The organism is Bradyrhizobium sp. Leo114, from assembly GCF_055229415.2.
The window spans coordinates 1-24,492 of sequence record NZ_JBUYEN020000041.1 but is presented as its reverse complement, the minus strand read 5'-3'; the positions used below and the strand labels follow the sequence as shown (position 1 = coordinate 24,492).

At 64.6% G+C, this 24,492-nt stretch carries 20 protein-coding genes; 4 read left to right on the top strand and 16 right to left on the bottom strand.

The genetic code is table 11. The features are described 5' to 3' along the window. Positions 1–3 precede the first annotated feature (3 nt). Positions 4–708 carry a TetR/AcrR family transcriptional regulator gene (locus ACZIRK_RS34675; RefSeq protein WP_474419001.1) on the bottom strand — a complete coding sequence of 235 codons (705 nt, stop codon included), beginning with the start codon at positions 706–708 and terminating at the stop codon, positions 4–6. A 427-nt stretch (positions 709–1,135) separates the two neighbouring features. On the opposite strand from ACZIRK_RS34675, the gene ACZIRK_RS34670 reads away from it, so the two are divergent. Further along, entirely contained in the window at positions 1,136–2,212 is a 1,077-nt protein-coding gene (locus tag ACZIRK_RS34670; RefSeq protein ID WP_474419000.1) for an MBL fold metallo-hydrolase, read from the top strand. Here the strand turns inward: ACZIRK_RS34670 and ACZIRK_RS34665 are convergent, their stop codons facing one another. The 15 genes from ACZIRK_RS34665 to ACZIRK_RS34595 form a co-directional block, all read right to left on the bottom strand. After that, positions 2,213–3,433 (bottom strand): CoA transferase, encoded by a 1,221-nt coding sequence (locus tag ACZIRK_RS34665; protein WP_474418999.1) that lies wholly within the window; start codon positions 3,431–3,433, stop codon positions 2,213–2,215. A 1-nt stretch (position 3,434) separates the two neighbouring features. Beyond that, the gene (locus ACZIRK_RS34660) at positions 3,435–5,039 is read right to left on the bottom strand and encodes an acyl-CoA dehydrogenase family protein (RefSeq protein ID WP_207231050.1); all 1,605 of its coding nucleotides are present in this window, start codon (positions 5,037–5,039) and stop codon (positions 3,435–3,437) included. Between the two features lie 90 nt (positions 5,040–5,129). Beyond that, complete coding sequence (locus tag ACZIRK_RS34655; RefSeq protein ID WP_474418998.1) at positions 5,130–6,446, bottom strand: phytoene desaturase family protein; 1,317 nt, start codon at positions 6,444–6,446, stop codon at positions 5,130–5,132. Between the two features lie 144 nt (positions 6,447–6,590). Then, entirely contained in the window at positions 6,591–8,129 is a 1,539-nt protein-coding gene (locus ACZIRK_RS34650; protein WP_474418997.1) for a 3-hydroxyacyl-CoA dehydrogenase, read from the bottom strand. Then, positions 8,126–8,920, bottom strand: coding sequence for an enoyl-CoA hydratase/isomerase family protein (locus ACZIRK_RS34645; RefSeq protein ID WP_474418996.1), 795 nt, complete (start codon positions 8,918–8,920; stop codon positions 8,126–8,128). Before ACZIRK_RS34645 ends, ACZIRK_RS34650 begins: the two co-directional genes overlap by 4 nt. A 4-nt stretch (positions 8,921–8,924) precedes the next feature. Beyond that, a complete protein-coding gene (locus tag ACZIRK_RS34640; protein ID WP_474418995.1) occupies positions 8,925–10,127 on the bottom strand; it encodes an acetyl-CoA acetyltransferase in 1,203 nt (400 codons plus the stop codon). A gap of 14 nt (positions 10,128–10,141) precedes the next feature. After that, a complete protein-coding gene (locus tag ACZIRK_RS34635; protein ID WP_474418994.1) occupies positions 10,142–11,617 on the bottom strand; it encodes a 3-oxoacyl-[acyl-carrier-protein] synthase III C-terminal domain-containing protein in 1,476 nt (491 codons plus the stop codon). After that, complete coding sequence (locus tag ACZIRK_RS34630; RefSeq protein ID WP_245474779.1) at positions 11,614–12,540, bottom strand: alpha/beta hydrolase; 927 nt, start codon at positions 12,538–12,540, stop codon at positions 11,614–11,616. Before ACZIRK_RS34630 ends, ACZIRK_RS34635 begins: the two co-directional genes overlap by 4 nt. Beyond that, entirely contained in the window at positions 12,537–13,277 is a 741-nt protein-coding gene (locus ACZIRK_RS34625; RefSeq protein ID WP_130226816.1) for an SDR family NAD(P)-dependent oxidoreductase, read from the bottom strand. The genes ACZIRK_RS34630 and ACZIRK_RS34625 overlap by 4 nt, the downstream gene beginning before the upstream one ends. Positions 13,278–13,281: 4 nt before the next feature. Further along, positions 13,282–14,106, bottom strand: a complete 825-nt coding sequence (locus ACZIRK_RS34620) for an enoyl-CoA hydratase/isomerase family protein (protein WP_130226815.1) — start codon at positions 14,104–14,106, stop codon at positions 13,282–13,284. 249 nt (positions 14,107–14,355) lie between these two features. Then, positions 14,356–15,522 carry a CaiB/BaiF CoA transferase family protein gene (locus ACZIRK_RS34615; RefSeq protein ID WP_130226814.1) on the bottom strand — a complete coding sequence of 389 codons (1,167 nt, stop codon included), beginning with the start codon at positions 15,520–15,522 and terminating at the stop codon, positions 14,356–14,358. 72 nt (positions 15,523–15,594) lie between these two features. Continuing rightward, positions 15,595–16,749 (bottom strand): acyl-CoA dehydrogenase family protein, encoded by a 1,155-nt coding sequence (locus ACZIRK_RS34610; RefSeq protein ID WP_130226813.1) that lies wholly within the window; start codon positions 16,747–16,749, stop codon positions 15,595–15,597. A gap of 145 nt (positions 16,750–16,894) precedes the next feature. Continuing rightward, positions 16,895–17,389 carry a hypothetical protein gene (locus tag ACZIRK_RS34605; protein WP_130226812.1) on the bottom strand — a complete coding sequence of 165 codons (495 nt, stop codon included), beginning with the start codon at positions 17,387–17,389 and terminating at the stop codon, positions 16,895–16,897. Next, positions 17,386–18,492, bottom strand: coding sequence for a phosphotransferase family protein (locus ACZIRK_RS34600; protein ID WP_474418993.1), 1,107 nt, complete (start codon positions 18,490–18,492; stop codon positions 17,386–17,388). The genes ACZIRK_RS34605 and ACZIRK_RS34600 overlap by 4 nt, the downstream gene beginning before the upstream one ends. Further along, positions 18,489–20,015, bottom strand: a complete 1,527-nt coding sequence (locus ACZIRK_RS34595; protein WP_474418992.1) for an acyl-CoA synthetase — start codon at positions 20,013–20,015, stop codon at positions 18,489–18,491. Before ACZIRK_RS34595 ends, ACZIRK_RS34600 begins: the two co-directional genes overlap by 4 nt. A 262-nt stretch (positions 20,016–20,277) precedes the next feature. Here ACZIRK_RS34595 and ACZIRK_RS34590 point away from each other — a divergent pair, with 262 nt between their 5' ends. The 3 genes from ACZIRK_RS34590 (at position 20,278) to ACZIRK_RS34580 (ending at position 23,698) form a co-directional block, all read left to right on the top strand. Next, positions 20,278–21,507, top strand: coding sequence for an ABC transporter substrate-binding protein (locus ACZIRK_RS34590; protein ID WP_474418991.1), 1,230 nt, complete (start codon positions 20,278–20,280; stop codon positions 21,505–21,507). 46 nt (positions 21,508–21,553) lie between these two features. After that, complete coding sequence (locus tag ACZIRK_RS34585; protein WP_130226808.1) at positions 21,554–22,669, top strand: Rv3169 family protein; 1,116 nt, start codon at positions 21,554–21,556, stop codon at positions 22,667–22,669. A gap of 132 nt (positions 22,670–22,801) precedes the next feature. Further along, positions 22,802–23,698, top strand: coding sequence for an acyl-CoA thioesterase (locus ACZIRK_RS34580; RefSeq protein ID WP_165435284.1), 897 nt, complete (start codon positions 22,802–22,804; stop codon positions 23,696–23,698). Positions 23,699–24,492 lie beyond the last annotated feature (794 nt).

Sequence of the window (24,492 nt, the reverse complement as noted above, 5' to 3'; positions counted from 1 at the left end):
CGGCTAGCTCGCGTCGTCGGCGACGAGCCGCGCGCGCGAACGGCGTCCCGGGCTGCGGGCCTGCTCCGGTTTCTCGGCCAGGAATCCGCGAAGGTACAGTCGCGAGATTCGATCGCAGAGCTCGTCCGGCTTGATCTTGCCGGAGGGCCTGTACCAATAGTCCGTCCAGTTCAGCATGCCGACCAGCAGCATCGCGTACGGCGCGTACACCTCGTCCGGCAGGCCCGGATTGAGCTCGCGGAGCAAAGCGCCGATCGCTGCCGTGACCTTGCGTTCGAGGTTCAGAATCTGCGTCTGCTTTGCCGTCGGCAGGAACTTGACGTCGTTCATTGCGCTGACATGGCGCTGACGCGACCGCGCCGATTTCGTCACGAAGACCTCGACGAAGCGATAGAAGCGCTGCTTCGGCGAGCTGGCCGCCGCGAATGCTGCCTCGACCTCGGCCAGCAGCCGCTCGAGGTGCTCGCGCAGCAGTGCCTGAAGGAGATCGTCTTTGGTCGGGAAGTAGTGATACAGCATCGACTTGGTTGCACCACAAAGCTTTGCGACATCCTGCAGCTTGGCACTGGGATATCCGACCTTGGCAAAGAGCGCTGCCGCGCTGTCCAGGATCGCCTGATACTTCGTGTCGTAATCGTCTGCACGCACCCGCGGCATCTTGATGTTCCTGTCTTCCTCGCGCTCGCCGTTGTCGCGATCGCTCCTCATTTGGTGACGATCGTCCTGCGTGCATTCGGTGTGGTCAGCACACAGCTCGCAAAACCGAACATACGGCCTTTCCTGCCCGACGCCTAACGAAGCTGCGCCTGCGCCCGTAAGCGGGCAATTCTACCACGCGTTGAGCCTCACCACCCGCGATCCTGCGCGGATCTGGAATGTTTCATATCACCCGATTCTGCCACATCGCTCCATCATAAACATGCATTGACATAATCCGTCTCGTCGGTCTTATAATTCCTGAAGCTATCAAGCGGCCAGCGGCGAGTTGAGCGTATCGTCGCGACACGAGACGAAAAATCTCGGCCTCCGCACCGGAGGCGGACCGGCTCTGGTATGAAGAAGCCTTGCACGTCAAAGGCTCCATCCGCCGGTCAGTCTCGCCAATCGGCTGGACCAAAACAACAAAGAGCACAGCATGTCGACCGACATCGTCAAGCCGGCGGAAGCTAAATTGCGGTATCCATTTCCTGAGGTGCCTTGTCCCGGAGAGGTGATCGAGGTGCGGCCCGGACTGCTGTGGCTTCGACTCCCGCTGCCTTTCCAGCTCAACCACGTAAACATCTACCTGATCAAGGATGGCGGCGGCTGGGTCATCGTGGACACCGGCATCTCGACGAGCGAGGCGAGAGCCGCCTGGGACAGTCTTTTTGCAGGGCCCCTCGCTGGTCTGAAGATCACGAAAATTCTTGTGACGCATTTTCATCCGGACCACATCGGACTTGCCGGCTGGCTGTGCGAGCGCTTTCATGCGCCACTCCTGACCAGCCTCTCCAGCTACATGAGCTGCCGCGTCATTTCGCTCGATCCGCGCGCCTTCGAATCACCGCGCAACCGGCTGTTCTACAAGAGCCACGGCATGGACGATGACGCCGCAGGGATCGTCAGCACCCAGGGCCACGAATATCTGCGGCAGGTCGACCCGCTGCCCGATACGTTCCTGCGGCTGGTGATGGGCGACGCATTGACGCTCGGTGGCAAGACGTTCCGGATCATCACCGGTGACGGCCATGTCGCGGAGCAGGTCATGCTCTATTGCGAACCCGAGAAGACCCTGCTCGCGGCCGATCAGGTGCTTGAGCATATCTCGCCCAATGTGAGCGTTTGGGCCGGTGAGCCCGATGGCGATCCGCTGGGTCACTATCTGCGCAGCCTGCGCATGTTCATCAGCGAGATGCCGGACGACATTCTCGTGCTGCCGGGTCACATGCGCCCGTTCTACGGGCTGCACGCTCGTTCGCAGGAGCTGATCGCGCATCACGAGACCCGCTGCGGCATCATTCTCGACGCCTGCCGCGACGCCGACCGCTCGGTGGCCGAGCTGGTCCCGCTGTTGTTCCACCGCGCCTTGAACCCGCATCAGATGGGCTTTGCCTTCGCCGAGACGCTCGCGCATGCCAACCGCCTCGTCCGGCGCGGCGAGCTCGACATGCTGTCCAAGGAGGAGCGGTTTCTGTTTCGCCTGGCCCGGCCGCGATCTCAGTCAAACACGTAGTCACCACGGACCGTGAACAATCCCGCGGTCATGAAGACGGCCATAGGCCGCGCCGTCGATGCCGAGAACCTCGCCGAGGACTGCTTCGGTATGCTCTCCGAGCGCCGGCGCCGTTCCGGCGGCCCGCGCATCGAACGCATCGAACCGCAGCGCGGAGCGTGGTGACAGCACGCGGCCGACGCCGGACTGGTCGACAGTGTCGAACAGGGGATTTTCGACTGAGCAGGCCGGATCGGTGTGCACCAGTTCATCGATCGTTTGATAGGGAGCCCAGCAGACACCGGCGCGATCGAAGCTTGCGGCGACATCAGCGAAGGAGCGCGCAGCGATCCAGCCGCCGATCGCGGCGCAAAGCTCGCGACGCGCCGGGAAGCGGTCCCCCTCCTTTGCGAGATCGAGCCCGAGCTGCACGCCGATCGCTTCGATCGTCTGGGCAAGACCGGTCGCTTCCACCAGCGAATTCCACTGCTTCAGCGTGAGGCCGATCGCGATCACCCGGCGTCCATCCGCGCATGCGAAATCACGACCGAACGCGCCGAAAAGATCGTTGCCGTAGCGGCCACGGGCGCAACCGAGCTGCGCCTCGGCGATGAATCCGAGGTGTCCCATCACCGAGAGGGCGACGTCTTCCAGCGCCAGCTTGACGTGTTGGCCCTGGCCCGTCCGGCTCCGATGCCGTTCCGCGGCCAAAAGACCGGTCGCAACAAGATGGCCGGTCGCAACGTCCCAGGCGGGGAGAACATGGTTGACCGGGGCGTCGTCGCTCACCGGCCCCGTAACGTAGGGAATGCCGACGCGTGCGTTGACGGTGTAATCGACCGCCGAGCCGCCCTTGTGGTCGCCTTGCAGGGTGACCTGAATGAGATCCGCCCGCCTCTTCTTCAGTTTGTCGTAATCGAGCCAGCCGCGCGGCGGGAAGTTGGTGACGAATAGACCGGCGCCCTCGCCCGGCGCTGATATCAGCGACATCGCGAGTTCACGCCCCTCGGGATCGCCAAGGTTGAGCGCCACGGATCGCTTCGACTTGTTGAGCCCGCACCAGAACAGGCTGACGTCATCGTTGGACATCGGCCAGCGGCTGAAATCCAGTCCGCCGCCGAGGGGATCGATGCGGATGACGTCCGCGCCCATCTGCGCCAGCGTCAGGCCGCCGAGGGGAGCCGCCACGAAGGCGGATGCCTCGACGATGCGCAGATCCGAGAGGATGCCCTGTGCCAGCATGTCAGGCAACTCCGGCGCGCAAGCCAAGCGCCTCTTCGAGCAGGCTTCGCGCGACGACCTTGAGCGCGAGGGTCTCCTCGGCGCCTTCAAAGATCGACAGCACGCGCGCATCGACGAAATAGCGGCTCACCGGCGTTTCCTCGGCGTAGCCCATGCCGCCGTGCAACTGCAACGCCTCGCGCGTGACGATCTCGGCGGTTCGGCAGGCCAGAAGCTTGACCAAGCTCGCCTCCATGCGCCCCTTGCCCTGATCGATCAGCCGGGCCACGGCGTGGGACAGCGTGCGGCAGGCGGCGAACCGCGCTCCCATGCGCGCAAGCTTGGCGCGCGTCAGCGCATAGGACTGCAAGCTCGCACCGAACACCCGGCGATCTCCGGTGTAGCGAATCGCGGCCCGCAAGGCGGCCCGCATCACGCCGCACGCCCGTGCCGATGTCTGAATGCGTCCGCCGACCATGCCCGACATGGTGAAATAGAATCCCCGTCCGATCCCCGCCTCACCGCCGATCATGTTGGCGTCGGGCACGAAGAAGTCCTCGAAACCGAGGTCGAAGGAATGCATGCCGCGATAGCCGATGGTCGAGATCGCGCGACCGAGGAGCCTGCCGCCTGCGGGCTGGCGAACATCGAAAGCGTGCCCGTCATCGGATGGCTTCTCGACCAGCATAAGGCTGAGGCCGCGATGACCGAGCGAACGATCCGGGTTGGTGCGGGCGACCACCATGAGGAGATCAGCCTTGCCGGCAAAGGTACACCAGGTCTTGGCGCCGTTGAGATGCCAGCCGCCATCGACGCGCGTGGCGCGCAAGCCGAGCGAGGCGACGTCGGAGCCGTAGTCGGGTTCGGTGATCGAGATCGCGCAGAGGATCTCGCCACGCGCGATCGGCGGCAGCCAGCGCTCCTTCTGCTCCGGCGTGCCGCCGGCGAGCAGAGCGCGGCACAGAATTTCCGGGCGCGTGATCAGGCTGCCCGCGGCGCCGAGCGAGGCCTCCGAAAGCGCCTCCGTGACGAGAAGCATTCTCTGGGTGTCGTCCTCCGATTGCTGGGCCGTGCCGCCGAATGCCTCGGGAATTGCGAGCCCGAAAGCGCCTATCTCGCGCAACCCGGCGAGGATATCTTCTGGCACCGTCAGGTCGTGGCGATGGATCTTTTCGGCGAGCGGAACGACGACGTCCGCAGCCAGACGGCGGACGCTGTCCTGGACCGCGAGATTGTCCTCCGAGATCAGGGAGCCGCCGAGCTCGCCGTCAGCCTCCGCCACACCAACTCCGACAGCTTCAAGCATCGCCGGAGCCGTTGCGAGACGACGCAGAGCGATGAACCTTCTGTCCGCTCGTAACGCGCCCGTCGGGTCCTGCGCGTCGAGATCGAGACCGATCGTATCGAGCCGCTCCATCGTTGCAACGATCGCGTCGACCACGAACACGAGACCCAGGGCTGTTTCGAAGCCATCGCGCGCCAGATCGAGGGAGGCGAGCACGGCTTCCGCCGCGAGCGTATCCGCCGACGTCCACGCGAGCTCGAACGCTGCGACCTGCCGAATATCGAGGCCCGTCGAGAGGCCTCCCCCGGCCGATTGGCACAGATGCGCGAGAGACCCGGTCACGCGATCGAGCGACCGGCGCCGCGACGCAATGGAGGGCGTCGTCGATCGCGGTCTTCCTCTGTTCGCGGGTCGCGAGAGCGCTCAACGCGGTCATGCCGCCCCCGCCTCCAGCAACGCCACCGCCTTCCTGACCGCCTCCCGCGCGGTGTAGGCACAAGCCTGCGTGCCACCATCGCCATAGTCCTTCACGGCGTCGCCGACATGCCAGAGATTGACCAGCGGCGTATCTTGCGGCAGGTCGAACCCGGCGCAGGAGCGTTGAGCCGGCCAGTCATTGCGCATGACGCGGATGGACAGCATCTTCGCGTCGGCAAAATCGGCGAACAGCGAGCGCAGATCAGCGAGCGAGGCCTCGATCTCAGCCATCTCGTCGAAGTCGCCGATCGCAGGCTTGGGAACGGCGTAGGCGACATATTGATACCAGCCGGGCGGCGCGAGCTCCGGGCAGGTTGCCGTCAGCTCGCCCATGTTGCAGAGCCGCTGGGTCGCGCCGAAGGTCACAAGACCGGGCGCGTCGATGAGGCGCTTCTTCGTCGCGAAGTTAATAACGATGTTCGCCGACGAGCGCATCTGCGTGCGCGCCTGGTTGATGTAATCCTCTCCGAACGCCTCGACCCCCGGCAACGCAGCGGTGGCCGCCGGACCGATATTGCTGATGACCGTCCTGGCGCCGACACGAAACCTCGTGCCATCGCGCTCGATGTCGAGCCCGATCACCCTGTCGCCTTCCACCTGCAGCCCGGCGACCGATGCATTGAGCCAGATATCGCCGCCGGCACGCCGGATGCCGTCGCCGAGGTCGTTCCATAGCCCGATCGTGCCGCGTGGGCAAAATCCGAAGCGCTTGAAGGCGCCCTTGACGGCGAAATAGGTCAGGAACGCGCGCGCCGGCAGCTCATCGGCATTCGCGGCAAAGATCGCGGCACAGAGGTTGCGGAAGATCGCGTGCACGGTGGCGTTCGACGTGTAGCTCGACAGCCATTCCGCGGTCGACAGCTTCGCTTCCGGCAGATCGCCGTTGCGTGCGTCAGCAAACTTGGTGCCGATCTTGGCCGCCTGCTTGGTGAAGGCGCCGAGCAGCATGCCCCAGCCGCCCTTGGCGGCATTGATGATCTTGCCGTCCACATAGAAGACCGTGGCCGGCTTCGGCTCGCGCAGATCGAGCGGCACACCCAATAGCGTAAAGCTCTCCTCGAAGACGCCGCCGAGCTCGATCGCGATCGCCCCGATGTTGACGATGTGGCCGTCGATCTCTTCGCTCGAGGCACGACCGCCCAACCGTCCCAGCCGCTCGACCAGCAGCGTCTTGCGACCCGCTGCCACGAGGCGCGCGGCGGCGGTCATGCCGCCGGCACCGGCGCCGATCACGACGGCGTCATAGTGATGAAGGTCGTCATTTGCGCTCATGGCAGGTTTCCTCGGTCGTTTGAATTCATCGTTGGCCACCGTGCGGTTCCGACACCTCGGCACCCGCTCGCCGGCTTCACAGGTTTCGTCAGACCGCAAGTCCTGACGTTCGCAAGCGACCGGCGGGCGCGGCGTGCTGCACGCTCATCGCGGAGCCTCCGGGGTGAGCAGGGAAACTCCGAGCGCCGCGCGTCGCGCGATCCACGGGCTTGGGCGGTATCGCGGATCGCCGGTCGCCTGCAGTTGCCCGTTCAGGATCTGCAGGATTTTGGTGGCACCCATTCGGTCGCCCCAATGCAGGGGCCCGAAGGGATAGCCGAGCCCGATGCGCACAGCCGCCTCCAGATCCTCGACCTCAGCGATCGCGCGCTGCGCGATGTTGGCCGCGATATTGACGATCGTGGCGATGACGCGTTGGGCGATGAAACCGATGCTGTCGCCGATGACGCTGACCGGGACCTCGTCGCTTGCCAGCAGGGCATGCGCGGCGTCACGGACCGCAGGCGTGGTGGTGACCGTCAACATCATGGTCCTGCGCCGGACGAACGGGGTTATCGGATCGACGGCGACCGATCGTGACGGGTCAAGTCCGAGCCGGAGCGCAGCGGACGTGGCGTCCTCTCCAATGGGCTGGACCACGCAAATATCGGCGTCGGACGCGGACAAACGCCGCCTGGCTCCTGTGTTCTGCACGAGGCCTGCGAGTGCGTCACCGTCGGGCGCATCGGGATCGACCCACACGGTCAGACCGCCCGGCAGGGACGGCGCGGACCTGCGCGCGGGCTCGACCTTCTGCCCCTTCTCGTAGCGATACCATCCCTCGCCGGTCTTGCGACCATAGAGTCCGGCCGCGACCCGCGGAGGCACCAGCGACGACGGGCGAAAGCGCGGCTCCTCCTGGAACTGCTCGTAAATCGACGTCATCACCTTGGAGGATACGTCGAGGCCCGTGAGATCGAGCAGCTCGAACGGGCCCATGCGAAAGCCCAGGCTTTCGCGCAGGACGTCGTCGACCTCCGACGGGGTCGCGACCCGCTCCTCGACAATCCGCAATCCCTCGGTGTAGAGGCCGCGGCCTGCATGATTGACCAGGAAGCCGGGCTGGTCGGCGACCACGACGGTCTTGTGCCCAGCGCCTTCGACGATGGCGCGCAAGGTGGCGACGACCAAGGGCGCCGTCCGCACCGCCGCGATAATCTCCGCCACCTTCATCAAGGGAACGGGATTGAAGAAATGGAGACCTGCGACGCGCTCGGGGTGCCGACAGGCTGACGCAATCTCCGCGACGATCAGCGACGAAGTGTTCGTGGCAAGGATGCAGTTGTCCGCGACGATACCCTCCAGCCGCCCGAACAGGTCGCGCTTGACCGCGATATCCTCGATGATGGCCTCGATGACGACGTCGCACCCTGCAAGGTCCGTGAGGGCCGCGCAGGACTTCGCGCGGGCGCGGATGCCGTCCAACGCGTCGGAAGCAAGCCTTCCCTTCGCAACAAGGCTCTCGAGCGTCGCGAACACCGCGGCAACGCCGTGAGCAGCGGCGTCGAGCTTCTCGTCGAAGCAGAGCACGGTATGTCCAGCCTGGGCGAAGAGCTGAACGATCCCGCGCCCCATTGTGCCAGCGCCGACCACGCCGATGTGCAGGGCACCGGTTCGGCGAGGCGCATCTGCTTGCCCACTCATGCGCGCTCCTTTGCCGCAATCCCCAGGAAGTCGGGGGCGCGCTTCGCCATGAAGGCGGCATAGCCTTCGGCGAATTCCGAACCGGTCAAGCACACCGCCTGGTCACGCACCTCGCGCGCCAATTCGTCCTCGAGCGACCGCGACGGATCGGTGAGCCGCTCGCGCGTCCGTCGCAGCGCCTCGATCGGAAGCTGCGAAAGGCGCAACGCCTCGATGATCGCGGCATTCATGATGTCGTCATCCGCTACGAGCTGATCGGCAAGCCCTATGGTGAAAGCTTGCTCGCCGCTCACCGCTGCCGGCGACGTCACGAGCCGCCAGGCAGTTACCTTGCTGACGCGCTGCCGCAAGGTGAAAAGCTGTCCCCAATCCGGCGCAAGCCCGAGCCGGAGGAAGGGAAACAGAATCTGCATCCGTCGCCCGGCGACGATGTGATCGCCGAGCAGGGCCATGCCGACGGCCGCGCCCGCCACCACGCCCTCGAGCGCACTGACGATCGAGAGGCCGGATTCCGCAAGGGCGCGACAGACGGCATGAACGTGCCGCATGCGTGCCTCCGCCTGCGCGTGGTCGAGATTCGCCATGGTGGGGAGGTCGCCGCCCGCCGAGAAGACGCCGTCAACACCGCCGAGCACCAGCGCGCGGACCGAGGGATCGCCCCGCAGGCCGCCGAGCGCATCGATGAATCCCTGCCGGACGGCGTGATCGATCGCATTGCGCTTGGCGGGCCTATTGATGCGCAAGCGCGCCACCGACGGCGCCGGCCTGTCGAGGAGAACGACCTGCTCCACGATCTCAGACTCCCTCGCGGCCGATGATCGAGACCGAGCACACGTTCTGCGACGGCTGGCCGCCGAGATTGTGGATCAGCCCCAGGCTCGGATCGGCGAGCTGACGGGCGCCAGCACGGCCGTTGAGCTGCAGATAGATCTCGTAGAGCATGCGAATGCCGCTCGCGCCGACCGGATGACCGAAGCACTTCAGTCCGCCGTCGATCTGGCAGGGCACGCGACCGGAGGCATCGAACTCGCCCTCGAGCACATCCCGCACCGCGCATCCTTCGTCCGACAGGAACAGGTCTTCCATCGTGACGAGCTCGGTGATGGAGAAGCAGTCGTGCACCTCGGTCATGCTGATCTGCTCGCGCGGGCGATCGATGCCGGCCTCGATATAGGCCTTCTTGGCCGCGATCCGAGTCGTGTGAAAATAGCTGCCGTCCCAGCCGTTGCCCTGGAGCTCCCATCCGTTGGAGCAGGCGATCTGGAGCGCCTTGAACGTCACCAGATTGCGCTTGCCCATACCACGCGCGATGTCGGGCGTCGTGACGATGACAGCCGCAGCCCCATCGGACACGCCGCAACAATCGAACAAGCCGAGCGGCGCGGCGATGGTCGGTGCCCGCAGGCATTGCTCTTCGGTGATCGTCTTCTGCAGATGTGCTTTCGGATTCTTGGTGCCGTTGTCGTGGCTCTTGACCGAGACGTGGGCGATGGCGCGCTTGAGCGTCTTCGGATCGACGCGGTGCTTGTAGCGGTAGGCGGCGGCGACCTGCGCGAAATTCGCGGGCGCAACCGCGTTCGGATACCATTGCGGAATATACGTTCCGACGGTGGCGACCGGCAGGCCGCCATAGCCGGTATCCTTCAGCTTCTCCACGCCGACCGCGAGGGCGATGTCGCAGGCGCCCGCGGCCACCGCATAGACCGCGGCGCGGATCGCTTCCGAGCCGCCCGCGCAGAAGTTCTCGACGCGCGTCACGCCGATATTCGGCAGCCGCAGCGCGATGCTCATCGGCGTTCCGCCGCGGCCGGTTCCGACGTCGTCCATGTGCGTGGAGAACCAGGCGGCGCCCAATTGATCGGGCGTGATCCCCGCATCCTGCATCGCCTCGCTATAGGCCTCGAGCATCAAGTCCTCGGGGCTCGCCTCCCAGCGCTCCCCGAAACGACTGCATCCCATGCCGAGGATCGCGACCTTGTCTTTGATGCCACTAGCCACGTTTGCCTGCTCCTTCAATTGCCGTTCGTGATCGCGCCCGATGCGTCGCGCGCCGGCGTTGCCTTCCAGAAATACCGCGTGTAGCCGCGGACCGTGTCGACGTCCTTGATCCTGAAGACCATCTCCATCGCCGTTCCGGAATCGACTTCGCCGACGTCGAGATCGGTGAAATCCATCAGGATGCGGCCGCCGCCCTCGAAGTCGATCTGACCGTAGTGATGCGGCGGCGACGGATGGTAGGAGAGATATTCCGCCGACCAGCTCAGGATGTGGGCCGCCCGGTCTGCGAGCTTGTAAGGCTCCTGCGTGTCCTGCAGCGGCGCGCCGGGATCATAGGATAGGCGCGATGGCGGAAAGTGGACGCTGCCGGTGACGCGGCACTTGCCGGCTACGAGGCCAAGCAGCGCCGTGCGGTTGCGCCATGCCGTGCTGAGCGCGGTCTTGCGGTCCTGCTCGCCGCGCATTCCGCGCTCGAGCTGGAGCTGGCCGCCGAACGAGAGAAAGCGGGTATAGTTGCGGTCTTCCTTGCCGCGCGAGAGCCAGCTCGAAACGCCGCGCACGGGCCTGAAGCCTGTGATCAGCGGTGTGGTCCGCAGCACGATCGCCTGGGCTCCGCTGCCGAACTGCGTGAGCACGATGATCTGGCCGGGCTGCGCGCGTTCGAGAACATGCGCAAGCATGATGAGCCCGTGCGCCGCGCCGCAGTCGCCGATGCGCTCCATCATGGACGATGCGATTGCGTTACCGCGCACGCCGCAGGCCTTGGCGACCTGCGCATCCATGCGCGAGAACGACGTCGGAAAAATGAAGTGATCGACCTTGTCGGCGGTGACCCCCGCTTCCTTCAAGGCTGCGGCCACCACGCGCGGCACGAGCTTGCTGATGCCCTCTTCGCGGACCCAGCGTTCTTCCCACTGGTAGTCGATCTCCGAGCCTGTTGCACGGAAATGGTCGACGAAATCGACCGACAGCGTCGCGGATCCGACCAGTTCCGCGAGCACATTGTTGCGGCCGATCAGGAGTGCTGCCGCGCCATCGCCATAGTCCAGCTCCTGCGTGCTCGCCGCACGCGTCCTGCGCCGGTCGGCGGCCAGTACGAGGACATCGCCCTTATAAGTGTTGCTGCGCGCGATCGCCTGCGAAATGGCGGAGAGGGCCACGCGCTGCGTTCCCCCGAGATCGGTGGCCTCGACCGTATCGTCGAGCGTCAGCGCGCCGGAAACGATCGCCGAATTCAGCCGCTCCGCGAACGGCGGCGTGTTGGTGGCGAGGAGAACGCAACGAACGTGAGATCGGTCCTCCGATGGTCCCAGACAGTCGCGTGCCGCCGCGACCGCCATGGTGACGCTGTCCTCGTCCCAGTTGGCAAAGGCGCGCTCGCCCTTCTGGCTCGCGAACTGCGGAGCGTACCAGGCGTTCGCCTGAGCTACGGCCTCGCGTGAGAGACGAAGGCGGGGGATGTAGCCCCCGAACGCGGTGATTCCGATCATGGAGGGTTGCTTCCTGTCTGTACGCTCACGAGATGAGTCGCAATGAATTTGCCGCCGGCTGCCACCGCCTCGCGGGCCTCGGGCAAGTGGTCCGGGAATTGCTGGAAGACGTGAATCATGCCGGGCCAGATCTCCGAGCGGACGGAAGCACCGGCCGCGTTGGCGCGTGCCGCAAAGTCCTCGGTGTCGCTGACAAGCGTTTCGCGCGCGCCGACCTGCATCAGCATCGGAGGCAGCGCGCGCATGATCTCCGCGCTCGCAAGCAGGGGTGACAGCCGCGGATCCTCGGTGCTCACGTCGGGTCCGAGCGCGCCGCGCGCCATCGCAAGGATCATCGGACGCTGGTGGATCGGATCGAGCGCGGCGCGCGACTGGTAGCTCTCGCCCGATGCGGTGAGGTCGGTCCATGCCGACATCAGATAGGCTGCGGCCGGAGATGGTTTACCCTGCTGCAGGCGCGCAACTATCGTCCCTAGAGCCAACGCAGCGCCGGCGGAATCTCCCGCCAGCGCGATACGATCGGCGGGAAGGCCCGACTTCTCCAGCCATTCGAGGACCGTGATCGCATCATCGAGCGCGGCCGGCAGCGGATGCTCGGGCGCCAGACGATAGTCCACCGCGAGAACCTGGATTCCGGCCTCCGCCGCCAGTCGCGCGATGATCTCCCTGTGAGACGTCGGCGAGCCAACGCGGAAGCCGCCGCCATGAAGATAGACGACCGCCGCATCGCGGCGGGCCGCAGCGGGTCGAACCCACTCGCAGGCAACCGCATCGGCCTGCACCGGCTCGATCGTCGCGGAGACAGAGGAGCTGAAGAGCTGATCCCAATCGGCACGCATTTGCGAAACGGGCGTGTCACGTCGCCAGCGCGAATAGACGCCGCGCACCCGATCGATGACGTCCTCGACGGGATCGCGGCTCACGCTCCGCACCCCATGCCGCCGGACGCGCCCAGCACCTCGCCCGTCACGTAGCCCGCATCAGCCGATGCAAGGAAGGCGATGACGGCGGCGACTTCCTGCGGCGTGCCGAGGCGCCCGACCAGCGTTGCCGAGGTCATAGCCGTCATCAGCTTCTCTCCGCCGTCCTCGACCGCACGCCGCAGCATCGGCGTGTCGATCGGTCCGGGCGCGACGACATTCGCCGTCACTCCCATGCGTCCGTTCTCACGCGCGATCGAGCGCGTGAAGGCGATGACGCCGCCCTTGGCCGCGGCATAGACAGAGCCGCCCCTGGAGCCCAGCCGGCCGGCTTCGGAGGCCACGTTGACGATGCGCCCGTAACGCGCCTGCTGCATTCCCGGCAGGACCGCATGAGTCGTGTTGAGCACCGCGCCGAGATTGAGCGCGATCAGGCGCGCCCAATCCTTCGGTTCCGTCTGCGTGAAGAAAGCATGCTGATCGGCGCCGGCGCTGTTGACGAGAATATCGAACGGATCGCTGTGCGCGAGCGCGGCTGATACCGCGGCGTGGTCCGTCAGGTCCACCGCGACGAATGTCGCGCCGATGTCGCCGGAGATCCGCGCGCCGTTGGCTGCATCGATGTCCGCGATCAGCACGTCCGCGCCGGTCGCCACAAGCCGAGCGGCCGTCGCCGCGCCGATGCCGCTTGCGCCACCTGCGACCAGAGCCCGCCGCCGCTTGACGTTGTCAGCCGCCATCGCCTCAGCGCCCCGTGAATTTCGGCTTGCGCTTCTCGATGACGGCAGCGAGGCCCTCGCGCGCGTCCGCCATGCCTGAGAGAACCTCCTGTGCCTGGTTCTCCTCAGGCATGGCTGCTTCTACTCCCTCACCGAGGCCGTTCCAGAGCAGACGCTTGGTGTTTGCGAGCGCCGCCGGCGCACCCGCGGCGAGTGTTCGCGCCAGCTCCCATGCCTGATCGAGCAATGCCGCGTCGGGCACCATGCGCGTGATGAGCCCCATCTCGAGCGCCTGCGCCGCGTCAATGACCGGGTTGAGCATCAGGATTTCCATCGCGCGGCGCAGACCGACCAGATGGGTCAGCGTCACGCTGACTCCGGCGTCCGGAACCATGGCCACGCGCGTTGCGCCTGCAATGAATTTTGCCGATTGTGCGGCGACGACGAAGTCGGATGCGCACACCAGACCCATGCCGCCACCGCCGGCCGCATAGCCGTGAACCGCCGACACCACCGGCGCTTTCAATCGGATCAGGCCGGTCGCAACCAGTCGAAGATACGCGGTCGCGACGCGAATATAGGCAGGCAAATCCGTGCCCTTGGCGAGGAAGGCGTGGACGTCGCCGCCGGCGCAGAAGTTCGTGCCCTCACCTGTCACGAGCACGGCGCGCACGCGGTCGTCGCCATGCAGCAGCATGATCACGCGATGAAGCTCGGAGAGAAGCTCGACGTTGAGACCATTGGCCTGGTCCGGTCGATTGAGTTTCACATGGGCAACGCCGTCCTTGTGCAATTCTGCAAGGACGGGACCGTCAGCACTGAGGACGTGGTGCTCTGCAATCTCTGTCATGACGCGTTCCCTCAAACCCTGGACATGGTCGCGGTCGCATGACGACCGGCTGTTATGAATTAATAGTCCGGCCATCCGGTTTATGTCAACGCTGAACGAGACTTCACGGATGGTATTTGGCTTGAGCGAGAAAGCTGCGGCGGTCTCCCGGCTCTCTCGCTCTCAAGATTTCCTCGATCTTTGTCCGGATCAGAACAGACCAACAACCGGCGTCTCAAACTCAGACAACGTTGCGCGGACAAAGCATGCTCAAGTTCCGTCAGTAGGCTGATAGGCTGCGCCGTTTCGCAGGAGATCCTCGATGGCGCCGGTCTCATAGCCGACCTCGCGCAGGATCACGCGCGTGTCGCGGCCCGTTGCCGGGGCTGGAGCAGGCAGCCCTCCCTTGGTGCTTTCAAATCGCGGCCCCGGCGCCGGTTGCGAACCGGCCTCCGTCATCGCGAATGTTGCGCGGGCGACATAGTGCGGATGAAGCGGCGCCTCGTTCATCGAGAGCACGGGCGTTACGCACGCATCCGTCCCCTCGAACCGCGCCACCCATTCGGCACGGGTTTTCGAACGAAACACGGCGGCGAGCTTGTCGCGCAGCGCCGGCCACGCCTCCGCGCGCCACTGGTCCTTGAAGGCGGGATCGCCGATGCCGCAAATATCGAGCAGGCTGCGATAGAATTGCGGCTCGATCGCCCCCACCGCGACGAACTTGCCATCGGCGCATTCGTAGGTGCCGTAGAAATGCGCGGCCCCATCGAGGAAGTTGGCGCCGCGCTGATCGCACCAATAGCCCTTCGCCGCCATGCCGTAGATCGGAGCCATCAGCAGCGCCGCGCCGTCGGCCATCGCCGCGTCGATCACCTGTCCACGTCCGGTCGCCGTCGCTGCGACAATGGCGGCCACCACGCCGAACGCAAGCAGCATTCCTCCGCCGCCGTAGTCCCCGACCAGGTTCAGCGGTGGTGGAGGCGGCCTGTCGTCCGAGCCCATGGCGTGCAGCGCGCCGCTGAGCCCGATGTAGTTGATGTCATGGCCCGCCATATTCGCGTAGGGACCGTGCTGGCCCCAGCCGGTCATCCGTCCATAGACAAGGCGCGGATTGCGGGCGAGGCAGACCTCCGGACCGAGCCCCATGCGTTCGGTCACGCCCGGGCGAAAGCCTTCGATCAGCACGTCGGCGCGTTCGATGAGGCGGAGCGCCGCCTGCACGCCGGCAGGCTGCTTCAGATCGAGCGCAAGCGATTGGCGGCCGCGATCGACGAAGCCGTCGTTGCGGAACAGGCCGTCGGCCGCGCTGCCGCGGACCGGCGGCCGATCGACCCGGATCACACGCGCGCCGGCATCCGCAAGCATCATGCAAGCGAACGGGCCCGGACCTATTCCTGCGAGCTCCACCACGGTCAAGCTAGATAGCGGACCCGACATTCGCCCTCCCTAACCACATTGCGACTTCGCGGACAGGCGTTATGAGACCGCGCCCACTACACGCCGCCCGCCTCACATGCGCTTGGCGACTTCCTCGAGCATGACCTCGGTGGCGCCGCCGCCGATGGTCAGGATGCGCGCATCCCTCACCATCCGCTCGATCGGGGTTCCCGACATGTAGCCGATCCCGCCATGGAGCTGCAGGCAGGTGTGCACCACCTCCTGCAATGTTTCTCCCGCGAGCGCCTTCAGCATGGAAACTTCGCGAACGACGTCCTGGCCTTCGTCGACCATCTGCGCACACTGATAGGTCAGTGCGCGCACGCCGGCCGCCTTCGCCGCCATCCATGACAGCTTGTTGCGCACGACCGGCTGCTCCCACAGGGTCTTGCCGAACGCCTTGCGCTGACGCAGGTAGTCGAGCGTCACCTCGATCGCCTTGGAGCACGCGCCGGACACCAGCCCGCCGATGACGAGACGCTCGTTTTGGAACGTGCTCATGATGTAGTAGAACCCGCGGCCTTCCTCGCCAAGCAACGCGTCATGCGGGACCAGCGCGTCCTGGAAGAACAGTTCCGAAGTGTCCGAGCTCAGCCAGCCATGCTTGCGAAGCTTTCCGGAGATCGAGAAGCCCGGCGTGCCGCGCTCGACGATGAAGAGTGAAAGGCCGCGCGCGCCGCGGGCGTCCGGATCGGTCCGCGCCGCCACGACATAGATGTCGCCGAGCACGCCGTTGGTGATGAAGGTCTTCGAGCCGTTGATCACCCAGCCGGCGTCGGTCCGGGTGGCGCGGGTCTTGAGCCCGGCCACATCGGACCCCGCGTTGGGCTCCGTCACGCAGACGACGCCGACCTTCTCGCCGGCGCAGGCCGCAGGAAGATAGCGCGACTTCTGCGCCTCAGTGCCGCGATGCGCGATGTGAGAGATCGACATGTCCGAATGGACGGTCAGCGAGCTCGCCACGCCGCCGAAGGACGAGCGCGAGAGCTCCTCGGCCAGGATCACCGACGACAGCGCGCCAAGGCCGCCGCCGCCGTACTCGACGGGATGGCGCATGCCGAGCACGCCGAGCGAGCCGAGGTCGCGGAACACCTGCCGGGGAATCTCGCCGGTCTGTTCCCAATCTTCCGCCTCCGGGACGATGCGCTCCTCGACATATCTGCGGATTTGGGATCTCACGAGGACCAGCTCCTCGTCCAGCATCGCAGGTTCGGCAAATTCAAACATGGTCTTCTTCCTCGGGATGCGCAGGCCAGAGCCGATGGCCATTAATAAACCGACGCGTCGGATTTGCAATAGTTCTGGTCCAATGCGGCCCTGTGGCGCAGGCGCGATGCAGGATGCAACCAGACGCGCGGCCGCGACGCTGCTGTCAGGCGCCTTCCTCGCCCGTGGCAATCTGATGCAGCATGGATTTCGGCGTCATCGCGAGCTCGACCTTGAGCTGCTCGCAGATCGATCGGCGCAGGAACAGTTCGATCTCGCGTGCAACTGCGGGATCCGCCGTCCTGGCATCTTCGCTGCTTGCCCAGAACAGGAGCTCGCCCAGGATGCGATCCCCATCGTCACGCAGGGCCTCGACGGCCGCGGAATCGGCTGTGGCGCCTTCCGCGCGCGGCAAAGCCGGGATCGGGGGATGCCTCATCTTGCCCGCCAGCCGTCCGACTTCGGCGAGAGCGGCGTCCTGGACGCGCACCTGTTCCAGCAACGGGCCGGCTTTCCAATCCGCCGTGAGCTTCAGCCCGTTCAGAGCGAAGATGGTGGAGAATATCTGGCCCCGCACGAATTCGTCGCCACTTCTCGGAAGCACGTGGCTTCGCAACGCTTCGATCATGCCGTCAATCAATCGGTCGAAGGATGCACTCATACCGCGGCCTCGAGCGCCCGGTCGAAGGCTCGCACGATCGAAGCCATCTGACTCGCCATCACGGCCATGCGCATGTCGTTGAACTTGTCCACCTCGAAGGCTCGAACGGCGCGCATTTGGATTGCCGCCGCCTGGTACAGGGCGAATGCCTCGTAATATGCTAGGCTTTTCTCGGAAATCTGCACACCGGAGGCACGCTGATAGCGTTCAATCACTTCGTTGCGCTCCACGACGCCATAGAGCTTCCTGCTTCGGCCATTGAACGTAGGCATCAGCGCCCAAGCCAGATCCTCATGAGGATCGCCGAGATGAACAAGTTCCCAATCGAGAATGGCAGTGATCCGCTGCTCGCGCTCAAGGAAATTTCCGATCCTGTAGTCGCCATGCACAATCGTCCGACGTGGCGGCGAGGGACAGTTGTCGAGCAGCCATCGCCCGCCCCAATCGAGCAGCGGATAGTAGCGCGCGGTCGGACGCGCGAGCGACGCGCACCAGCCGGCGATGGCACGGACCTCGTCGCGTTCGCCGCTCTCCGCATGCAAGGACGCAAGCTCGGTCCCGCGCCAGTCGAGTCGGTGCAGTTCGCCCAGGATCGAGATGAATTGGCCTGCGATGTCGCGCCGATGCTCTTCGCTCAGCTTGCTTCCGGCCCAGGGCGCGGGCACATCGCCTTCGACGTGCTCGCAGACGAAGAACGGACAGCCGAGCGCCGTTCCTTCCTGATCGAACGACACAAGCCCGGGAACAGGGACCTGCGTTCCGTTCAGCGATTGCAACGCATGGACCTGAGGCAGCACCGAATAGGGCGCGAACAGGCCGTTCGGTGGCCCGACCCGCAAGATCAGCCGGCGACTGGCTCCCGCTCCTGCCCGAGCACCGAAGCTGTAGGTGATCCAGGAAAAGCCGGACGACTTGCGCTCAAGGCCTTCGATCTCGACCTCGCTGCCCAACTCTTGTCGGAGATGCCGTTCCAGCGCGGACAGCACTGTAGGCTCGTCGAAGACGATGGCCGCTCGGGCGGAATCTTGCGTCGATTGCGCGGTTCGTTCCTTCTGCGTCACGGCGACCTGCATCAATTCACCGACCTCGTATACCCGCGTCATTTTTCCTCACGTAGCGCGGACTTCATGATCTTGCCCGAGCCGGTTAGCGGCAGCGGCTCACGCCTGATTTCGACCGAACGCGGGCATTTGTAGCCGGCAATCAACGTCCGGCAATGCGCAATCACGGTTTCCGCGTCGAGCGTGAGCCCGTCTTTCGGCACGACGATCGCGTGAACAGCCTCGCCCCATTGCGGGTCAGGCACGGCGATGACAGCGCATTCCCTGACATGCTCGTGCTGGAAAATCGCATTCTCGACCTCGCCGGAGTAGACGTTTTCTCCGCCCGAGACGATCATGTCCTTGATGCGGTCGACGATATAGACGAAGCCGTCCTCGTCCATCCAGGCGCCGTCGCCAGTGTGCAACCATCCATTGCGAAGGACGCGCGCAGATTCCGCGGGCTTGCGCCAGTAGCCGAGCATGACGCCGGCGCCGCGGATCGCGATCTCTCCGACGGTCCCGCGCGGCACTTCCTTGCCTGCGTCGTCGACGATGCGGACCTCGACGCCGGGCGCCGCGCGGCCGGCCGATTTCCGCTTCGCCGCCAGGGGCCCCTCGAGCGCGTGATACTCCCAGGGCAGGATGGTCGCCAGAGCAGCGCTTTCGGTCATGCCATAGCCCTGGTGAAAGCGCCAACCCGGCAGCACCTGCATCAGCTTGATGAGAAGCGCGTCCGGCATCGGCGAGGCGCCATATTCGCAATCCTTGACGCTCGAAAGATCATATCGCCCGAACGTAGGATGGTTGAGCAGCATGTTGAGCATCGTCGGCACGAACAGGCAGTAATCCACACGGTGCTCGGCGATCGCCTTCATCGCAAGCTCCGGCTCGAATTTGGGAATGAGGACATGGGTCCCGCCGATCAGTGTCAGGGCGACCATCGGCGAGGCGCCGGCAAGATGGAACATGCCCGCCGAATGAAGATAGCGGGTGTCCTCCTTGAATCGGAGTGCGTAGATCCACACCAGCGATTCATAGATGATGTTGGCATGCGACAGCATGACTCCCTTGGGGAAGCCTGTCGTTCCGCCCGTGTAGAAAATTCCGGCGAGGTCATTGTCGGCGCCAGATGCGTCCTCCATCGGATCCTCGGCTGCGAGCTCGTCGTAGCTCAGCATGTTATTCGGCGGGCGCCCCTCATCCATGAAGACGACGGAGGCGAGCAGCCTTGACTCCTGCAACGCCGTCGCAGTCTCCGCAAATGCGGAATCCACCAGGAGAATTCTAGGCTCGGAATCGTTGAGCGCATAGGCATTTTCGGCAACGGCCCAGCGCGTATTCAGCGGCACTGCGACTGCTCCGGCCCACGCGATAGCATAGAGCGCCTCGATATAGAGATCGCTGTTGAACGCCAGGATGGCGATGCGATCGCCGGGCTCGATCCCCAATCGGCGAAAGCCGGCGGCGGCGCCCGCGACCCGGCGGCAGATCTCCTTCCACGTCCGCGACCTGCCGCCGCAGATGGTGCCGACATTATCTCTGCGCAACTGTGCCGCCGAAGTCAGGGCCTGAGTAAGCTTCATGTTTCCTCCGTCAGGGCGATATTGCTCGCCCGTTTTTCCGTGCGCGATCTTTTGAAAGGTCTGCGCTGTCGCAACGGCACCACGAAATGATCCCGTCGCGCAATTGCGTCCTCCCTCGTCGCGCATCTCCAGAAAAAAGTTGATAATCCGTCTGGACGGTCTATTATTGCATGACAGCTTCGGCAGGTAAAGCGTCGAGAGAACGCAGGCCGCGGGCCGTCAGATGGTTCATCGAACGTGACGACATGGGATGGAGGAGACGATGCGAAGGGAAAGGGCAATCCTTACATTGACCGCGTGGACACTCGCGCTCTGCTGCAGCATCGGCGCAGCAACTGCGCAGAAGGCCTACGGGCCCGGTGTCAGCGACAGCGAAATCAAGCTTGGTGCCAACGCGCCCTACAGCGGCCCGGCATCGATCTATGCGAGCTTCCCGCGGACCATGCTCGCCTACTTTGCGGTGTTGAACGAGAAAGGCGGAATCAGGGGGCGGCAGATCAATTACGTGACCCGCGATGACGCCTACAGCCCGCCGAAGACGGTCGAGGTGACGAGATCGCTCGTCGAGAACGAGCAGGTCCTCGCCATCATGGCGCCGTTCGGCACGCCCACCAATGCTGCGATCCAGAAATATCTCAATTCGAAGGGCGTTCCCCAGCTCCTCGTGCAGAGCGGCGGCACGCGGTGGAACGACCCGAAGCAATTCCCCTGGACCACGCCCTACTCGCCGACCTACGTCAACGAGTCGCGCATCATCGCGCGTTACATCCTGCAGACCAAACCGGAGGCCAAGGTCGGCGTCCTCATGCAGGCCGACGACATCGGCAAGGACTTCCTGCTCGGCCTGAAGCAAGGGCTTGGCACGAAGGCCGACAAGATGATCGTGAAGGAGGAATCCTATCAATCGACCGAGCCGACGATCGATTCGCAGATCGTCAATCTGAAGGCGTCCGGCGCCGACACGATTCTGATCGCGGCTCAGAACAAGTTCGCCTCAATGGCGATCCGCAAGATCTACGAATTGGGCTGGAAGCCGCAGATCTTCCTCGGCTCGACGGCCAACTCGATCAGCGGCGTGCTGATCCCGGCTGGGCTCGAAGCCTCCACCGGCGTCCTCACCACCACATCCTACAAGACCCCGAACGATCCGAGCTGGGCCAATGACAAGGGAATGACGGACTATCTCGCCTTTACCGCGAAATATCTGCCGGGAATGGATCCCAACGACGTGATTGCCGTGACGGCATACACGACGGCGCAGTTGGGCGCGATCATCATCGAGCGCTGCGGCGACGAACTCACCCGCGAGAACGTGCTGAAGCAGGCGACCAATCTGAAGGGGATCGAGCTGCCGATGCTGTTGCCGGGAATTTCGATCCAGACGACACCCGATGACTATGCCGCGATCACGGAGCGCCAGTTCGCGCGTTTCGACGGCAAGACCTGGGTGCTGTTCGGCGACATTCTCGGCGCAGGACCGGGCAAAGACTGAGCCGGGGCGATCAATTCACGTCGAAATCGAAGCAAGGACAAGAACAATGCTGACAGCCCAGGACGACCTTATTGGCCATCAGACGCCGGCGCCATTCGCAACAGCCAGCGCGGGCGACGTACGCTTCACCGAACGCTATTGGTATACGGCCCATCCGATCGACGGCAGCGAGCTCCTTCTGGACATCGGGCTCGGCTATTATCCGAACCGTCGCGTGATGGACGGCTTCGCCGGCGTGACCATCGGCCGCAAGCAGCACAATTTTCGTGCCTCGCGCCGGCTCGGCACGCGCCCTCTGGAGACGTCGGTCGGAGGCCTGAAGATCGAGATCGTCGAGGGCATGAACCTGCACCGGCTCACGCTCGCCGATAATCCGTCCGGCATCAGCTTCGCGCTCGAATTCAGGGCAAGCTTCCCGCCGGCGCAGGAGAAGCAGAACTATCGCGAGCGCGAGGGCGTCGTCGAGGAGGATCTCGCCCGGGTCTCGCAGTTCGGGCGCTGGCGCGGCTGGATCGCGGTCGACGGCAGGCGCTTTGAGGTAACACCGGAGACCTGGTGGGGGCAGCGCGACCGCTCCTGGGGCCTTCGCTCGGAGATGCGCACCGACGAGACGCGGCCGCCGGTCGCCACACACCGCAATTTCTTCTGGACCTGGTCGATGTTCCAGTTCGAACGATCGGCGCTGTCGGTCTTCGTGAAAGAGCGAGCGCCCGGCAAAGCGCACTACCTCTCGGGCACCGAATTCCGCCGCGAAGCCGACGGCTCGATCTCTCATCGCGACGTGACCGCATTCGAGCACGCTATCGAATGGAATGACGACAAGCTCGGTCAGACCATTGCCGCCGCCGATCTCACCTTCAAGTTCGATCGCGGCGAGCCCCGCCATGTCCGGATGGTCGGCCTGCGGACCCGCTTCTATCTCAAGGCCGGCATGTATGGCGGCCTGAAGGGATGGACGCATGGCGATGATCGCGGCGAGCAGCACGCCGCGCACGATGTGTGGGACCTGGACGATGCCGCAACGCGCGCGACGGCCCGCACCCTGTCAGATCATGTCGTCAGACTCGATAGCGGCGGCGAGACTGGCTTCGGCATCAGCGAGTACGGCGTTGCCACAGGCTATCCGCTCTATCCGGCGCCGCAGAAATTCCCGGCGCTGTGACAAGCAGGCACTTCCGCAGCGCGGCCTATTGAAGCGGCGCGAGCAACCACTTTCTCCCGAGAGAGACTTGGCGAGGACGGCTCTGCCGGCCTTGCCATCTTTTGTTCGATCTCGGTCACAAGGATGATGGCGATGCACGATGAGGCCTACGAGCCGTGGGACGAAGTCAACATCGAGGCCCTGGTTTCGCTCGAACCGACCGGACCGGGTCGCTACCGTAGCTGGTTCGGTGATGGCAATTTGAATGGGCGCTCCTACGGCGGCCAGATCCTCGGGCAGGCGATGATGGCCGCCACGCTGAGCGCTCCGGACGATCGACCCGCATCCCTGCTGCAACTCCTGTTCCTGCGCGGTGCCGATCCCGGCCAGCCGGTCGAGTTCGAGGTCAACTCCCTCCAGGATGGCAAGCGGTTCTCGTCCCGCCATGTCCTTGGCGTCCAGGGTGACGGCCGTCTGGTGCTGGATGCCCATGCGACATTCTGCGCGCCACAGCCCGGGCCGCGACACGCAATCTCATCGTCGGCGTTAGCAGAAGACCCCGAGAGCCTGCCGGAATTGACGACGATTCCCGATGTCCTCATGCGGCAATTGCGGCCGCTCGGCCCCTACTCCCGCCATGTGAAGCCAAGCATGGACTTTCGCATTCCCGACATCGAACGGCAGCTCTCCGAAGCGACCGCGCAATCCCGCCTCAGATTCTGGCTGAGGGGACGGCAACCCCTAACCGCCGGCTCGCGGGCCCAGCAGGCCGTCTTTGCCTATCTCTCCGACTGGTGGCTCAATTTCAGCAGCGTCAGCGGCCACCTGCGCGACCTGCAATCGAAGGAGCCGCTCTATCTCTCGAGCCTCAACCACTGCATCTGGTTTCACCGCGCCTTCTCGCCCGATGGCTGGATGCATTTCGACACAGAGAGTCCCTGCGCCGAGGGAGGGCGCGGATTGTCCATCGCGCGTATCCATGATTTTACCGGAACGATGATTGCGACAACGATCCAGGAAACTCTCATGGTGCATCTAGCGGAGTCCTAAAGGCGAGCGACCCGCACCATCGTCTTCAAGGAGTGAATCTAGCCCACTCGGGGCGAAACGCGGCGCCCCGCCTCAAATACAAAGGATCGGTCGGAGCCAAGCTCCAGCGCAAGATTACGCGCGCGAAGTTTCAGGTGAATCAAGACTTGCGTGCACAAATACCGTTTGACCACTCTCAAACGGTTTTTCTGGCTAGGTCATTGATTTGGCTGGCGCACCAGGGCTCGAACCTGGGACCGGCTGACTATCTTTGATCTTCAGGCGCGCCGGGAGATTGGCGCATTCCAGCCCGAGTCCGGCTGGGCTAAGGACTATAGCTTTTCGCCAGATGGCCAGACCGTCACGCTCGGCTATCACGACGGCGGACGCTTTACGTATCGGACCGATGGGACATTTCTGGATCGCAACTTATGGCTGGCCAGCGGGCTTCATCTGCCCGGCGCGATCATCACCTCGTTCGGTTTCGCCATCGTCGAGGCGCTGGTCCAGTTCCTGGCCAGCGCGCGATGGGGTTTCCCTGCTCTGCTCGCCATCGTGATCCTGGTCCTCATCCGCCGGCCCGGCGGATTGTTCGGCCGGGTCGAAGTGCGGCGTCTGTGAGGTCCATGTGAAACGCGAAGATCTCGCCCATCTCCTGGTCTGTGAATAAGCGCCGAACTTTGACCCCCGTATTGCCTCATCTGAGGATGTTACTTTCGCTTGACGGACGTAGCGCCGACTGTCGGCCGGTCTGAGGTTGCGTCATTGCTCGCAGGATCGGAGGGACTGGGGACGTCGCGGAGTGCCCATCACAC